The 16,005-nt window shown below is 38.3% G+C and carries 17 protein-coding genes and 1 pseudogene; 2 read left to right on the top strand and 16 right to left on the bottom strand.

What is annotated here, in order from left to right; translation table 11 throughout:
- Positions 1-98 precede the first annotated feature (98 nt).
- Together DW059_RS04905 and DW059_RS04900 are read right to left on the bottom strand one after the other, a co-directional pair.
- Complete coding sequence (locus DW059_RS04905; protein WP_117698009.1) at positions 99-1,136, bottom strand: nucleotidyl transferase AbiEii/AbiGii toxin family protein; 1,038 nt, start codon at positions 1,134-1,136, stop codon at positions 99-101.
- A gap of 6 nt (positions 1,137-1,142) precedes the next feature.
- Complete coding sequence (locus DW059_RS04900; RefSeq protein ID WP_117698008.1) at positions 1,143-1,880, bottom strand: DUF6577 family protein; 738 nt, start codon at positions 1,878-1,880, stop codon at positions 1,143-1,145.
- A 348-nt stretch (positions 1,881-2,228) separates the two neighbouring features.
- On the opposite strand from DW059_RS04900, the pseudogene DW059_RS17785 reads away from it, so the two are divergent.
- A pseudogene (locus DW059_RS17785) lies at positions 2,229-2,411 on the top strand (IS481 family transposase); the annotation flags it as partial.
- Positions 2,412-2,485: 74 nt separating this feature from the next.
- Here DW059_RS17785 and DW059_RS04890 read toward each other — a convergent pair.
- The 14 genes from DW059_RS04890 to DW059_RS04845 form a co-directional block, all read right to left on the bottom strand.
- Positions 2,486-2,965 (bottom strand): hypothetical protein, encoded by a 480-nt coding sequence (locus DW059_RS04890; protein WP_199534303.1) that lies wholly within the window; start codon positions 2,963-2,965, stop codon positions 2,486-2,488.
- Positions 2,883-3,116, bottom strand: a complete 234-nt coding sequence (locus DW059_RS15805) for a hypothetical protein (protein ID WP_118540901.1) — start codon at positions 3,114-3,116, stop codon at positions 2,883-2,885. Before DW059_RS15805 ends, DW059_RS04890 begins: the two co-directional genes overlap by 83 nt.
- A gap of 271 nt (positions 3,117-3,387) precedes the next feature.
- Entirely contained in the window at positions 3,388-4,302 is a 915-nt protein-coding gene (locus DW059_RS04885) for a phospholipase D-like domain-containing protein (protein ID WP_158552028.1), read from the bottom strand.
- Positions 4,303-4,313: 11 nt separating this feature from the next.
- A complete protein-coding gene (locus DW059_RS04880) occupies positions 4,314-6,113 on the bottom strand; it encodes an ATP-binding protein (protein WP_117698006.1) in 1,800 nt (599 codons plus the stop codon).
- 11 nt (positions 6,114-6,124) lie between these two features.
- Entirely contained in the window at positions 6,125-7,855 is a 1,731-nt protein-coding gene (locus DW059_RS04875) for a DEAD/DEAH box helicase (protein WP_117698005.1), read from the bottom strand.
- A gap of 10 nt (positions 7,856-7,865) precedes the next feature.
- Positions 7,866-8,222, bottom strand: a complete 357-nt coding sequence (locus DW059_RS16700; protein WP_256385504.1) for an aminotransferase class V-fold PLP-dependent enzyme — start codon at positions 8,220-8,222, stop codon at positions 7,866-7,868.
- Positions 8,213-9,028 carry an aminotransferase class V-fold PLP-dependent enzyme gene (locus DW059_RS16695; protein ID WP_256385503.1) on the bottom strand — a complete coding sequence of 272 codons (816 nt, stop codon included), beginning with the start codon at positions 9,026-9,028 and terminating at the stop codon, positions 8,213-8,215. The genes DW059_RS16700 and DW059_RS16695 overlap by 10 nt, the downstream gene beginning before the upstream one ends.
- Positions 9,029-9,043: 15 nt before the next feature.
- A complete protein-coding gene (locus tag DW059_RS04865) occupies positions 9,044-10,642 on the bottom strand; it encodes a hypothetical protein (protein WP_117698004.1) in 1,599 nt (532 codons plus the stop codon).
- The gene (locus DW059_RS04860; RefSeq protein ID WP_117698003.1) at positions 10,642-12,606 is read right to left on the bottom strand and encodes a DUF6079 family protein; all 1,965 of its coding nucleotides are present in this window, start codon (positions 12,604-12,606) and stop codon (positions 10,642-10,644) included. The genes DW059_RS04865 and DW059_RS04860 overlap by 1 nt, the downstream gene beginning before the upstream one ends.
- A gap of 14 nt (positions 12,607-12,620) precedes the next feature.
- A complete protein-coding gene (locus DW059_RS04855) occupies positions 12,621-13,502 on the bottom strand; it encodes a DUF4007 family protein (RefSeq protein WP_117698002.1) in 882 nt (293 codons plus the stop codon).
- 5 nt (positions 13,503-13,507) lie between these two features.
- Complete coding sequence (locus tag DW059_RS16380) at positions 13,508-13,864, bottom strand: 4Fe-4S dicluster domain-containing protein (protein WP_242986119.1); 357 nt, start codon at positions 13,862-13,864, stop codon at positions 13,508-13,510.
- Positions 13,828-15,024, bottom strand: a complete 1,197-nt coding sequence (locus tag DW059_RS04850) for a phosphoadenosine phosphosulfate reductase domain-containing protein (protein WP_242986117.1) — start codon at positions 15,022-15,024, stop codon at positions 13,828-13,830. Before DW059_RS04850 ends, DW059_RS16380 begins: the two co-directional genes overlap by 37 nt.
- A complete protein-coding gene (locus DW059_RS16375) occupies positions 15,015-15,227 on the bottom strand; it encodes a hypothetical protein (RefSeq protein WP_242986115.1) in 213 nt (70 codons plus the stop codon). The genes DW059_RS04850 and DW059_RS16375 overlap by 10 nt, the downstream gene beginning before the upstream one ends.
- 5 nt (positions 15,228-15,232) lie before the next feature.
- Positions 15,233-15,535 (bottom strand): helix-turn-helix domain-containing protein, encoded by a 303-nt coding sequence (locus DW059_RS04845; RefSeq protein WP_117698001.1) that lies wholly within the window; start codon positions 15,533-15,535, stop codon positions 15,233-15,235.
- Between the two features lie 70 nt (positions 15,536-15,605).
- Here DW059_RS04845 and DW059_RS04840 point away from each other — a divergent pair, with 70 nt between their 5' ends.
- Positions 15,606-15,935: a helix-turn-helix domain-containing protein gene (locus DW059_RS04840; RefSeq protein ID WP_117698000.1), complete on the top strand. Its 330-nt coding sequence runs from the start codon at positions 15,606-15,608 to the stop codon at positions 15,933-15,935.
- Positions 15,936-16,005: the final 70 nt, after the last annotated feature.

The raw sequence follows: 16,005 nt of genomic DNA, 5'->3' as shown, positions 1-16,005 counted from the left end.
TCACCCTAATAGACGGGGAAAATGTGTCAAGAGTCACTTAAATTCAAAAAATATTTATTCAAAGATTAGCTTTTGATATTAATTCTTCAAGTATCATTTTATTTCATTATCTCATCAGTCTTCACCACATAAGCATAGGCCTCTGGATTTGCCTTTTTCAAGTAACGAAGAGTCAATAACTTTTCATGCACTAATTTATGATTGGCATATTCCCGGAAGTCCCTCACCTTTTCAAACTCTGTATCTGTCAACAAACACATTACCATGTACATAACCATGGTTGCTCTCCCTGCTGCAATTTCCGGACTATAGTTTTCTGCATAAATATGTCCACGTAAGTCACGTATACCTTTAACATATATCGGATACTCCTCTGCTCCGACCTTGCCTCGTGACGCAATACATAAAGCTGACTCAAAGCTATCCCATAAGCAGTCCGTTGGTGTTGCATTTATTCCACGGTATGCAATCTCCGCCAACGCAATCGGTTCATATGTACGCTTTACAACATCGCATTCTTTAAAAACCTCTATTAAAGAACACACGTCATAAAGCTGCTTCATTACTTCCATATCCTTACCTTTATTAAGTTCGACACCTGTCGTATGAGGAGCAAATGCAGTCAGTTTATCTGCAAGAATACAATCTGCACTCGGAATTTTAACTGTTAGATACTCTTCTTCCGTCAGTAGTAAATCATTTCTTATTTCCTTTGTCTCAACTTCTGCATAATGATTATTTTCAAATAGCACATCCAATAATATATAAAATTGTTTATTGTTAATTGGTGAATCATAAGTAAATTTAAAATGCCGCTTTTCTATATTGTTTTTTCCGACTCTCTTCTGTTCTTCCACCATCTGAAATGGAAATATAGCAGATGCTTTTTCTAAGTAATCATCCAAATCAGTCCCTGGTTCCACAATAATATCAATATCTGTAGATAATCGACGTGGCTTATCCATTAGCATCATAAGGCAGGTACCACCTTTAAAAATAAATGGCATCCTCACCCTTGCCAAAGCTTCAAGAAGTCCAAAAGCATATACAGTACGTTCTAAAAGCACCGGATCTCTCTTGCTGTCCTTTTGTAGACTGCGAATATATTCCTCACTAAAATTTTCTTTCAAAAGCATTTGCACCTATTCCTTTGTTTTTAATATAATATCCGTTTTATCATGTAGCAGTTTCTTTATTTTCTTTGCGCTCTTTCTTCGATTTGCATATCGAAACAAACAATTTTCATCAATATAGTATCTTGCAAAAGCATCCATATATACACCCGGATATTCTGACTCACTTATAGATGCCAGAAGTAACGGTTCTGACATAATGTCTACTAATAGCTTCTCCAATCTTGTATGCCACGATTTTTCCTGTCCTTTTGGTGCTTCTGTTATAAGCTTTACAATTACAATCATGTTATCCGACCAATACTGATGGTAGATATCTGCCGTTGGATTGATAAGCACTTTTCCAGGATATTTCTCCTTTAATGTATCAAAAACAAATTCCATAATATCTGATTCTACTGATAGGAATATAACATTATGAGCCACTAAATGATTTACGAAATCATTCATTTGAACAAATTCAAATATTGTAAAATTCAAATATGGATATTGTTCCTCTAGTTGCAATGCCACTTCTTCCGCCAATTCCGAATAGTCATGACGGTACACCTGCCGCTTATCATTCGGCAAACAATAATGATTACGTCCCACCCTTACTATCTCACCATCATTGACCATATCTTCAACCTTTTTGTAGAACGAAGCTTCACTTAATTGATATCCTCCCTGACGAAAAGAGACGAATAATTCATTGCGCGTAAATTCCGTCACATTATGAACACCCCTGAAATAAATTTCTTCAGTCATCGTGATATCACCTCCAATTATTTTTCCGGCACTTCACCCAGCCAAGTGCCGGAAATATATGAATAGCGTAATATCTCTTTTCATATTTGTCAATATTTTTTCGGCACTATTATTATTTTAGTGCCATTAATATATTTTGCTTTTCTCAAAAAAATATACCTGGAATTTTTTTACTTTTTCAAGCAAAACGACAAAAAGAGCAATCCACCATAAGATGAATCGCCCTCCCTTCAGCTACTACTTTCCATTCAGAAAATATGCCCAGTACCTTTTCTCTTTATCTGTCATAAGCACTTACCTTGCCTTTCCGGTTTTAGGTACGCTTGGAACGATAACATCATCAGACTTTCTGCTATCTACAGACAGCTTCATGAAAACGGAAGCATCAAAAAAGGGGATGTATCTGAATCCACGGTTAACAGATATATTAATCTCCTGGCTCTTAAGCTCAAAACAACCAGCAATCAGGATATGCGCCGCTATGAAAGACCTCACATAAATGAAGTATGGTGTGGTGATTCAAGTATTGGTTCTTAACTGAAAACTCCTGATGGTAAAATAAAGTTCTTCCATAGTGGTCTCCTTTCCGTAAAACTTTGTCAGCATTACCAATCTTCTCCATACTCATCCATTGCATCATCTACACCATCTGCATAATCGCTGTCTCTGTCATATCTGTCATAGTCATAATCGTCATCCATATAGATATCATCATAGCCATCATCATAAGAGTCATATGTACTCTTCTTTGTCGTTGTACTTTTCTTTGTACCACTGCTATATGATGACTTGTTTGTAGAATTTGATTTATTATTGTAACTGCTACTTGAACCAGAGTTACTTGTACTGCTCTTAGAAGTACTGCCAGACGATTTATTGCTATATGATGAACTGCTATGGGATGTACTGCTTCCCGTATATGGTTTATGCAAATAACAATAGCTGCTTCCACTTGCCTGCTTATTATCACATCCTGCCTTAATGCACTTAGGCTCACTTGCTTCACCTATGGAACCTATTACAAACAGAACGCCTATTATTACAAGGAATATTGCCAGTCCCTGTCCAAATGAATTCTTTCTCATACAAATCATCCTTTGCGTCATCCTCGAAGTCTCCGGCATCTCCAAATAATACTTCATGTTCTTCCCTGCTAGTGCAAAGCATTTCTCCTGCAAACATCATTTCTGAGCTATCTATTTCTCCATCGCCATTTAAATCCATCCAATTTCTCATTGCCATACCTCCTGTAATCAAGGTTATTTGTTTCTTTCTGATTATATAGTACTACTTCTCTTATATGATACCATAAATAACCATATAAGAGAAGTTCCTTCATTCCTGCTACACAAGCACAAAATCAAAAATAATTTAAGTTCACCACTTAACATTGTGGCAAAGATTTCCACTTCCATGAATTCCATCTACATTTTTCGACCCAAAAAAACTACACACCTTGAAAATTCATTCAAAATGTGTAGTCTATTAAAAATACTATTTAAATATTCTAATTCACTTTCTGGCTCAATCTCACCCGTTGCGAATGCCTCGGTCTGTCCACAATGACTTCTTTGCATTCCAACTCCTGTGTCCACTCTAACAATCTTGCCAGAAGTACTTTTACATCTTTTCGATATGGCTTTGGATCATTTACTAATGCACTATGTAATTCTACCGTAATTTCACCAAAATACATTTCACCACCATGTTTCTGCAATAATTCTAAGAGCCATCGGTATGCTCTGCATAACGAAAATGCTTGCTGTATTTCAGTTAATGATTCTCCTTTACTCATTTCCAGAAATTCTATTTTCTGCCCTAAGCTTTCCTTCGCTGTATCATATTCCGGAAAATCATTTACGAATAACATGTTTTCTACCGGACGAAACAAGTCGGTAATCCTTTTTGACCAGCCCAACTCAGAAGAAGTTCTATTTTTCATCTTGTCTAATGCTTCTGCCTTCATAATACTATATATTCGGTCATCCATTTCCACGGAGCCTTTTATAAGACAGTTTACTCTTTGTATATCTGTTTCATCCACTTCACATTTTTCAGCCATTTCAAGATTACCGCCTTCTTCCAGCAGTATTCCTTTATTTGTTAAATTTGCGCTTCCTATCACTCCATTCTTATCATCAAATATATACATTTTTGCATGCAAATCAAAATAAGCATACATTTTCCATTCATGTGATTTACAATACTCATAAATTTGCAAATCAGTTGCACCATTAATAATATCTTTTAATTGAAAACGCACAATTAACGTCTTATCCTTTATTGTCTCATTACAATTTTTCTGCATAAACTCAAGTGCATTTTGCTTGCAGAACGCAGTAATAACTACAATGGATTGATGACAACTTTGTAATTCCTTATAGATACATTTCTTTATTTCATCAGATATTAAGATACTCACGTTATCACCTGCTATTTCAAACTTCCATGTTGTGCATTGATATATTTTCTTAATTTTTCATTCCATGTAGCAATAAGATTATCATTCTCATCTTCCTGTCTGCGATTAGTCTCATCAATTGCCTTAACTAAGGATGCCACAAAAAGTTCAAATGCAACCTTTGCATCATTTGATTTTATCAAATCTTCAAGAAATGTCTTATAAAAAATATGATCCATATTAAACTTTACATAACAGTTTCCCAAACCAAATGAATAGTCAAATAAAGCTGCCAGTTTTCCCATATTCTGATAGTCTATATTAACCTGATTTTTAAGATTATTTACGATTTCTTCCTGCTGAGGATCTATAACCCCTCTCTCTTCTAACTGTTGTTTGCTCTTTTCGTATAATTCCTCTTTGGAAGTAGTTCTTCTTACCTCTGCGGATTCACTTTCCTCATTCGGTATTTCACTTTCTTCTACTTTATTTATTATTTTCGTTGTCGGAGAATCTATATCCTTTGAAGACCTTGCATTTTCTCTGGTCTTCTTATTTTCTTTATACATCCGTTCTATTGTAGGATGAATTATGCTATACAACTGTACCCATACCGGTTTTACAGGCTCATCCAAATAATCATCTTTATCTATCTTTCTCAATTCGACAAACTGCTTGTTATTTGCCACTCCAAACGCTTCATCCAGAACAGGATCAAATTTAATTTCGCAGCCCCACCACCTATGTTGCGGCTGATTAATATTTTCATAAAAATCGAACTGTCCAAAATCAATTTCTCTATTTGCCCGTACAATTGATATTCCTTCCAATTTTTTTACATAGCTTCCTAATGGCTTTCCACCCGGATCTCCTGCTACTGCTGTCTTGTCATAAAATTCCTTTTTTACTTTTGAAAAACGAATTTCAATGTTGTGTTCCTTTGTTTCTCCTGTTATCTTATCAATATATTGAATAGGAAAATAAATAACTCCATCTGTATGCTTCTCATCTGTATAAGGTTCAAAAATACTTTCTGTGTAATTTATATTATCGCCTGGACAGATATTTTCCGGTGTTGCAGGATTTCCCAATACATAATTTGGTTTCATGAGAAACAGCGGATCATTTGGCATTATTCTTTTTGAATTATCCTGATTTTCATGATGAATTAAACTGATATTACAGATTCCATCATGAATAAAATATCTGAACTTTTGTCCTAATGCAAATTCCAATTTTTTAAACAGAAATGATACTGTTTTAGGCACTACTCTATCACAGTTTTTCCACAATACAAATGTGCCACTCTCCATAAAATTGTATTCTTTTACAGCATCATTCTGCCCCTGCATTTTATAGGTTAAATACTTCTTGTATTTTGAAGGAATCTCACTTTGCACCGGATCTTCCAATACGGTCTGCGCTCCATCCTTTACTTTATTTATATCCAAAAATACTTTCTTGCAATTATCATATCCATTCTGCCAGGAGTACACATCAACTGATGGGCATGCATATAAAGAAGCCTGCGGCAAACCAACTCCAAATCTTCCCATTCCTTTTCTGTCAGTTCTTGTGGAATATCCAATTCCAAGACAGCTTTCCAGTTCTAACTGCTCCATTCCTTTTCCATTATCCAGAAATCCGATTTCTTTGATATTATTTCTTCCTGTTTCTGGATTATATTCTTCTGATACAATTATTAAAATATCTTTTGCCTCTGCCTGAATAGAGTTATCAATAATTTCTGCCATTGCACATTCAATATTTTTATAACCCGTATTTCTCAGTGCATCTCCCATTGTCTGAATTACAAATATGTCTTTTGCCATAACTTTTCCTCCTATGCATTCCAATAATTATTAAAGTGTGAAAATGCCATATTTTCATTAAACTGATTCAAATTGTCTTTTACATCTATTAATAAACATTCCTTTTTTCCGCCCATCTGTGGTCCACGAAGTCCGCGCCCTAACATCTGACTATATAGAACTACTGATTGTGTTGGCCTTGCAATAAAAACACATTCAATGTTTGTTGCATCAAACCCTGTTGTCAGCACTTCATAATTAATCAGAATATTCATATCATTTTTTGTATCTTTAAACTTCCGGATTGCTTCCCTTCTCTCAGTTGCTGACATCTCTCCTATTACCAATGCATTAGGTATATCTTCCAGAGTAAGCATGGAAGAAAGTAATTGTCCATGTTTTACAGAACACGCAAAAACGATTGTAGGTGTCTGTGATTGATTTAGTGCTCTTAATTCCTGCATAATCCGCAAATTTCTGCTCTTATTTTTTCCAATCACATTAAGTGCTGCAGGCGAGAAATCGGAATAACCATTCTTCGTGGCTATTACTTTTATCTTTGACAGTTCTTCATCTGTTAATTTTTCTGCATATGTAAGCTCTTTCTTCTTTATCTTTGCCAGCACACCTCTGTTTTGAAAATAACGGATAATATCTTTTTCCACCTCTGCATTGAGTGCTTCCTGTCTGGACAAATTCACTTCATTCATAACTTTCGTATCAATGGATATGATTTTGTTTCCAAACGTCGATGCTAACAAATCATTTTCAAAACTCATTTCTGTTGTTCTGCCCGGCGTTGCCGATAATCCCATCAACGCACAATCCTTCATTTCTCCCGTTCTACGCATAAAATGTTCAATTACATTTCTTGTCTCCTGAGCTGCTGCTTTATGTGCCTCATCATATACAACTAATCTGGTAGCATTTACAAGCTTCTGAAATTTGTCCGGTTGATTTTCCTTCATAGACTGCAATTTTTGTATTCCACAGACCATAAAACCAGACATATCTTCTGGAATAGCTTCTATATTATGTTCTCCCCAAAGTTTATACGTTGAAATTTCTCCATTTCCTATGTTCTTCCAAACATTAACAAATGTGTCATATGCCTGCTGCAACAATTCTGTGGTATGTGCTATCCAGACAATCAATCCCTGTTTCTTTAAATTATAATTATAGTGATGACATATAATATGAGTTGCCGTCTTGGTTTTCCCCGTTCCGGTCGGCATATGTATTAAAAAACGTCTTTGCTTATATTCTGAAGTCAGTATATTCAGTGCTCTCTGGCGAATAATATATTGATAATCCAACAATTCATAAAACTTATCATATGATGCAATTTTTTCAGATGAAACTTCCTCTACACTTTGTTCCTGAAAAATATCTTTTTCCGAATAGTTCAACAAATGAAGTACATGATTATTTATCTGACTTTCACGCCAGTTTTTCTTCGCTACTACATCTATAATCAATTCCGGATTCTCACAGGTTCTATATTTTTCAGGCAATTCCACACGAAAATCCAGAATATCTTCTTTTTGAAAGGTACTCAAAATATGATGTCTGAATTCCTTACTCTTTAAAATATTCACCCCATAAATGCACATGATCATATCAACCAATCTTTTCTTCGTAAGCAGAGCTTCACTTCCTGTATTCCATTCAAGTAAAGATTCCACAATATCTTCTCCAAGAAAACTTTTTAAATCTTCCAAGGAAAATTTCATCATATGAGATCTCATAACTTCATTCTCCATCTTCTTCCTCCTACTCCGCCAGTTCCTCTACTGCGGCAACCAGTGTATCTATCTCTTTCTCCGTGGTATATCTTCCGATTCCGATCCGGACGACGCCGCCGGAAGCTTCATCCTTTAAATGCTTATGTATCAGTGGTGCACAGTGATATCCAGTTCTTACGGCAATTCCATAGTCTGTGTCCAAAAGCAATCCCACCTCGGACGCCTGATAGCCCCGGATATGGAAAGGAACAATTCCGACTTTGTCCTGCCCGAAATCTCCATATAATTTCACACCTGGAATCCGTTTTAACTGCGCAATTAATTTATCAGTCAACTGTTGTTCATGCGCCAGCCAGCCTTTCGTTCCGGCTGCCTTTATCTCCATGAGGCTGCCCAAAGTCCTGCTATTGCTACAATATTGGGGCTGGCTGCCTCATAACGTGCCGGGCTTTCCAATGGCATCTTCGGATTCAGGGAATCACTGCCGGTTCCTCCTGCCAGAAAAACTTTCAGCTTTATGCCATGTCTTAAGAAAAATCCTCCTGTTCCGAATGGACCATACAGATTTTTATGACCGGCAAATGCTACAATATCTGCCGGAACTTTTCGCATATCAAGCTCTGTCAGCCCAAGGGACTGGGATGCATCGATTACTGTGATTGCATCATATTTCTTTGCAATTTTGCATATTTCTTCGATGGGGAGTATATAACCTGTCACATTGCTGACCTGTGACAGAAAGATATGAGTTGGCGGCTGCTCCGTAAAAAGATATTCCATTTTTTCCAAATCAATTTTTAAGGATTCTTTTTCCAAAGGAAGCTCTATTGTGGTAAACCCAATCCGCTCTTTCCATAAATCCAGTGGGCGAACCACCGCATTATGTTCGTAAGGGCTGACATAAACCACATCCGTTTCCTTCCAGTCCATTCCGCCAATGATCTGATTGAAAGCAACAGTAGCAGAGGCAGATAAAACCACCTCTGCCTGTTCTTTTGCATGTACTAAATCAAGCAGTGATTCTCTTGTTTCCGCGATAATTTCATCCGCCTCTTTTGCAAGGGCATAGGAACCCCTCCCTGCATTAAATGCAAGGCTGCGGTTGACCCGGTCCATTTCCGTATATACTACTTCCGGTTTTGGATATGTTGTTGCCGCATTGTCAAGATAAATAATTTCTTCTGTATTCATAACTACAACTCCTTGCTACTTCGTCAGTTTCTCTATCATCTGAACCAGTACTGCTACCTTCTGGTTCACTTCCAGACTGTCTCCGAATTCCTCCATAGCTTCTTCCATGGCATTTTTCAGAAAATAACTGGTGCTGTCATCCTCTGCTTCATAGAATTTCTTTACCTTTTTTCCATCACTTCCGGTAAATTCTATCATCTGCCTGCTGCCGGACTCACTCTGTTCCATTCCGATGTGTTCAATCTCTGCCTTTAACCGGGCAAGCTCTTCTTCATACTGCTTCAAGGACTCATCCCGCCAGTCTTCCATATAAATATCAAGGACTGCCTTGGAAAGATGTTCTACAATTTCCTGTTCATTGTGGGTCTGCATTCTGGATAAATAGCCCATCAATGCCGTCACCTGATTGCTGGCCAGAAAACTCTTTGCCGCCTTCCCCTGTTCCTCATACCATGCCTTTAAAACGCCAGAAAGACTGTCTTCTTTTGCTGCGCCATAGATTTTCTTTGTGACCTCTATTGCCTGCTCATTTTTCTTAAAAAGGAAGGTATCTAAATATTCTTTTCCCTCTTTGATTTGCCGTGTCGTTTCCTTTAAATTCTTTTTCTCTACCAGTCCCGGAAGCTGTTCAAACAGCATTTCCCTTGGGTTCGGCTCCATATTTTTAAGAATCTTACGAAGCCCCTTGATAAATACATAAGCTTCCTCATCCATGCCTTCCGGGCAGGTCTGAAAGGAAACAGCAATCTGCGGCAGACTTCTGTACCACCGTTGCATTGCTCGTACCAGTTCATAAAGCCGGTTTCGTTTTCCAATACTCTGATAGGTATCCTGTCCGCAAAAAATTTCTTCTAACTGCTTAATATACTTCTCTTTATTTACCGTTTCCTTTTCCACATAGAGGCTGTAATTCTCCGGATGTTCTTCTATGTTGTCAAATATTTCCGGCGTAATCTCCACCTCACGCTCCTGCAAAAGAATGACCGGTGTATCCTCAAGTTCCGCAATCTGCCTTGCGATATAAATTGGAATGATACCTTCTCTTACTCCATAGCCTTTTCCGGAAAGGCTTTCATAAAGTTCGGAAAAACTGTGTTTTTTCCCGGCACAGCGGTTGATATATTCCATGATTTCCTGTAATACCTGCTGGCTTCCCTCTTCTGCTCTTCCTTCATCCAGTACCCGTAAGGTTGCCCGGTAAATGGTTGCTTCTGCCGCCGAACCGTTCTCCCACTGCGCCATTTCTTTTCCATTTAAAACAGCATCTACAATGGTTCTTCTGGCACGTTTTGTCTGGGACGACACCTTTCTGCGGTTAATCATTTCATTATTAATTTTCGGAGTCAGATTATAATATTCCTCACAGATTCTACTGAGCGTACGATTAAATTCACCTACTGATTTACTCTTGTTCCGGGATACAATTCCACATAATACTGTGCAGTTTCCATTTTCCGGAAGATAACGCTTTTCTAATGCCGCATTGATTTCATAAATCAAATCTTCTTCATATAGCTGCAATTCCTGCTGCAATACTGCATTTTCTTCTAAAAATGTCTTATCTTCTTTTAACTGCCGAACTGCTATCAGACGCCGGATATTTTCTTCTTCCATTAACGGTTCTCGCGGAATGAGACTACGATTCGCTCGTCCTTTAACTCCTTCAGATGCTGCTGGACTTTTTCCATATCTGTTGTCTTATCTGCATCCGTCAATGCGATAATCTTTCCGTCTGCGGGTTTCTCTTCAAAAAGATATTCTGCCTTCTTTAATGCAAGAAACTGCTCTAACTTTTTATATTCATAATGAAAATATCTGGTCATGGTGAATTCCTGATTATACTGCTTTGGCAGGACATAATCTAATTCTGCAATTTCACCTAACACTTTTTCGATATTTACTTTTTTCTGTTTCTGTATTTCTTCCTGAATCTTTTTTTCGATATCTACACCGACATTATTTTTAAAATCATAAGAAGCAGTCCGGTTTCTCCACTGTATTAATTGTGCTTCTTTTAACTGTTCTAATTTTTCTTTTACAATTCCATATTCCAGTCCGCTTGCCAGATAGATGCTTTCATCGTTTACCGGAAGTTCTTCTTCATTTCCCATCATCTTAAGCAATGCCATTACTTTGATGATGTTTTTTTCTTCCTCATACTCTGCCTTTCCAAGGGCATACTCTGCCTTCAGCCATTCCGCATGAATATGGATAAGGTCTGTATTTTCCCGGAATAATCTGGAAAAATAATCATAAACGACTGCCGCACCGATTCCATGGGCTTCCTTTTCATCTTCTTCAATCAGGCGTACCAGTGAACCCGGCTCATTATTTGCAAGGAAAGTAAACACGCTGCGCTCATTCTGTGCCACTTTTTCACTGACTCCTAATAACAGATAAACGGTAAGCGGCAGCAAAGGAAAACAGCCTTCCTTTACTACTGTGTCATACTCCTCCTGTTCAAAAAGTGCAGAAATGCAAGGCAGTTGATAGGTATCTTCTAACACCTTTTTCCACTCTGCATTTTTTGCTGCCACACGTCTGCATTCCTCTATATCCTTATGAATGGCGTCCATCACCAGTTCAAAATTATTCTTCGCAGATACTACGAACCGGACTTCTTTTAATCTTCCTTCTACTCCATCAAAAGCATCCTTTATATTTTTTGATAACTGATGTCCATATTCCTTAATACTCTTGTGGGCAACACATACGATATGAATTTCCTCTTTGCCGGAATTTGCCAGCTCACACATGTCCTGCAATACCTTCATATCTCTTGCAAAGGTTGCCTCTTCATGACCTTCCACATATTTGCTGAACTCATCGAATACAAGGAAAATGCCTGCATAACCGTATTTTTCACATAAAATACGATTGATGCCCTCATAGACCTTCATGGTTTCAATATTTACAATCGGCTGGAACTGGCTGCCGGAAGTCACTTTCGGATAAATTTCCCGGAATGCTTCTAAGGCATCTTCCTGCATTTTATCCATCTGTTTTCTCCACTGTTCAATGGAGCGACCATGCTCTGAATGCATCAGTTCTGCAAACTTCTGATAAGTCTTGGGATAATTTTCCATCCAGTTATCCGCTGCCTTTTCTGCTTCCTTATAATAGCTGTCCGGAACAATGTCGCTAAGTCCTGCATACTGCAATGCTTCTGTCAGTCCTAAGACGAAGGCATCCGAAAGATTCATATTCGAACTGGATACAATAACCGGAAGGAATTTTTTCTTCTGACTCCGGTACTGTTCCACTAATTCTGCTGTTTCTGCATCTAATTTGCTGATTCTTTGAACCAGGTCATTTACCTTTTCATTTTCCGGTGCAGAAAGAATCTGCAACAATACCAGCAGTAAATGTGATTTTCCTTTTCCATAAGGTCCAATCAGAATCGTTGCTTTTTCCTGTTCCTGTCCCATTACGGATTTCAGATATTTTTGCAGAATTAATAAAGATGATTTGGTTGGAATATAACTTTCCAGCTTGGTATCATCCTGCAAATCCAGTTGCAAATTTATGGAATTTTGAAATCTTTTATCTATCTCAACGAAATCTTTCAGTCTCTTCATCTTCATCGTTTCCTTTATTTTTCATAATATAATTCCGCAACTTTCTGCGGCTCCCAATTTTTCTCTTCGTTTTTGTATACCATATCCAGCCCCGCAGTCCGGTTCAGCCGGATATAGCCATAGTTATCCAGTTTATCCAGATATTCATTCAATGCAGCCCGTTTTAACTGCAGGACTTTTCCCGGACCTTTTGCATCTTCCAAAAGGCTTGCAATACTGATGCTATTCGTTTTATTTTCTTTCCACATCTTTTCGATAAGATACCAGACTGCAAATGGGCTGAGCCGGTTTAAATTCGGCTGGCTCTTCCGGTATTTCCCACCATCCAGCTTTAATAATCCAAGGTGTGCAAAAGGACTGATGCTCTTATCCTCCGGGTCGTAATCCTCCACATGATCCCTGCTATACATCCGGAGTATGGCACTGCAATCATCTGCCAGCGAACGTCTTGGTATCTCTGTCCGTCCCGTTTCCACTGCATATTCCCGCAGCATATAATCTTCCAGTTCTGTTCTTGTAAATTCTTCTGCCTGCAGCGTATTAAAGAAAAGATACCAGCTTGTAACTGCCTCGGCATTTGTCACCAGATTCATATGTACCAGCCAATAGGAAAAATCATCCTCAAAATACGGGTCCTTCTGATATACTAATTGACCAAGTGATTCCAGTTTTACGGCTGCCCTGTTTTCAGTTTTTCCAATGAATCCGGCCGACTGCATCCAGTAACGGATTGCCTTTGCCATATTGGTTCCGACTCCCAAAGCATCTGCCCCGGAGTTTTTACTGAATACCGTTCCATCCTTTTCTGCTGCTGCCAGTCCCTTTGTCAGCCAGCCTTCCCGCAATATAAATGTCTCATGACCTTTCAGTCGAATCTTTTTTATCATTGCTCCCATTCTTCTTACTCTTCCCTTTTTCCTCGTTTTGTTGCCAGCACTTTTCTAATATAGCAGCCACCTACATAATGGTTGACGCACTCTCCACAGCGGACACATTTTTCATCCAAAATATGATAGGAAATGCTTCCGTCCTTTTCATCCCGGATAACAATCGCATTGTGCTTACAGATACTTTCACAGGCCTTACAGCCCATGCAGAGCTGATATTTGGTCAGCTGGCATTTTATCTTATCTTCCGCTGTTTCCAGATTTTTTGCTCCATCCAGATGCGTATCATAAATTGTCACCTTCAGAGTGGTCTTACCTATTCGTCCCTGCAATTTTATTCTTGGATTGCCATTTTTTGTGGTAATAAACACTTCTCCCAAACGCTCATTTCCAAGATTCTTATTGATATATCCAAACGGCCGGAATAGCTCATATAATTCTTCTGAAATCGGCCGCTGCAATTCATAATTAAAGCTGTTTTCTTCCAATACACAGGGTTTAAATGACACCACTGCTTTATTGGCATATTCCACGCCATTTCCGCCCTGTCTGGCTTTCCATTTGCCATCCCGGATATAACTTTCTGCATCCGGCTTGCCAATCCGCCTTGCAAAATCAACCAATAATTCCTGCCAGTGCTTTGACTGCTCCGGCATATAAATTCTTGATAAAAATTCTGACCAGGCACTGTTATTCGGGCAGCACCAGCAGCTACTCTGGTATAACCCCAGCGATATGCGTCATTGAAATCTGTCTTTGTAGTCAGAAGATACAGCCAGATATCAAAGTCCATCCAGTCAATAATCGGCGAAATCGTAATCTGCTTCGTAATCTTCGAGCCTTCTGTCTCCCGCTCATATTTGCTTCTGCTGGCAGACTCACTTCTCCGGATTCCATAGAATGTAATTATTTTATCTTTATCACCAAACAACGCTTTTATCTTCCGCTGAATTGCTCCCGTTTTAAAAATAGTACAGCACCAGCGCATGACACGGCTTGGCGGTCCCATCAGTTCACACAGTTCTTCAAAATTCTTTTCTTTATTTCTCGATGACAGAACCGGTGTCTTCGGATGCTCTTTCTTAAACCGCTCCACATAGTGCATGGTTTCCGGAAATTCCAATGTAGTATCCCCGAAAATATGAAGTATCTTCGGTTCTGATAACGCCCGCATTACAAGACTGGATACCACCGTGGAATCCTTTCCACCGGAAAAAGAGACAAACATATCCTGAATCTTATAATTCTTCGTGCTCTCTCTGATATAACCGGTCGCTTCTGTGGTTATCTCTTCATAACGCTCCCGGTTCTCCTCTAAGAATCTTTTTATATAGGAATCAAAATACTGATAGGTATTCTGTTCTCTCAAATCCTCATACTGCTTACGCACTTCTTCTGCGTCTACTTCTATTAAATCTTTTACAGAAAAGTCAATTCGTTTGCCATTGACATAATATTTATTTCCGGAGCCATTCCATACCGAATCTTTTAAAAATGCAAATGGCTTTTTCAGCAAAATTTCTAACAGCAATCTTCCTCCGGAAATACCGGGCGGATATCCGATACCATTCTCCTTGGCTTACTGCCACAGGAACATTTTTTCTGATATAAAGGAATGTTACAGGTATCACACCAGTAAATGTCGGATTTTTCCAGTTCCGCCCGTTCCTTGCATACCGGACAGACGCTGGTCTGTGTTATGATATTATCTTTCGTGCATCGATATCTTTGCATTTAACTCACCATTTCTTCAATTCTTCCGGTTTCACATTCAAATAGGAACACAATTCCAGAAACTCTGTTGCGTTCAGGCTTTCTTTTGCTCCCACCTGCAGTTTATCCTCCGAAATGGCGGTATCCCGTGCAACCTGTGTTACGGATAAATGATTATCTGCTATGTATATTGCTAATTTTTCTGTTATTGTCTTTGCCATTTTTCTTTCTCTCTTTAAAAGATTCCAACTCATAATATTCTCTGACTCCGGGAATATTTTCTTATAAATAGCATTATATTCTTTCTTAAAGAGAATATCAACATTCATTTTTCCTGTTATCCGAGAATTGTTTGACGTTCAAAATATGTTAGTTTATGATTAAAAAAGAGGTGAAAAAATGAAAAATGCAAACATCGCAAAAGTATTAAAAGAATATCGCAAACGCAACCAGCTTTCCGTAACGGATGTCTCCATCCAGTTAAGTGAGAAATCTGTCCCGGTAGCGCCAAAAACCATTTATGGCTGGGAAAGCGGTCAGACCCAGCCGGATGCCGATACGCTTTTGCTCTTATGCGAAATATATAAAATCAATGACATTCTTGGAACTTTCGGTTATGACGATTCCGAAAAAATTATTCTGACCAGACATGAAAAAGAATTGATTCTACAATACCGGAAGCACCCGGAAATGCAGGAAGCAATACAGAAATTATTGAATTTATCTTAAAAGTGGTATCTTCCGACAGTAAAAAAATCCCGGAAAGCTGATAAAAATGAGATATTCCTCAAATTATCAG

It is taken from the genome of Roseburia sp. AF42-8, from assembly GCF_003435965.1.
Taxonomy (GTDB): Bacteria; Bacillota; Clostridia; order Lachnospirales; family Lachnospiraceae; genus Roseburia_C; species Roseburia_C amylophila.
The sequence above is the reverse complement of the archived record's forward strand: the minus strand, read 5'-3'. Positions and strand labels throughout refer to the sequence as shown.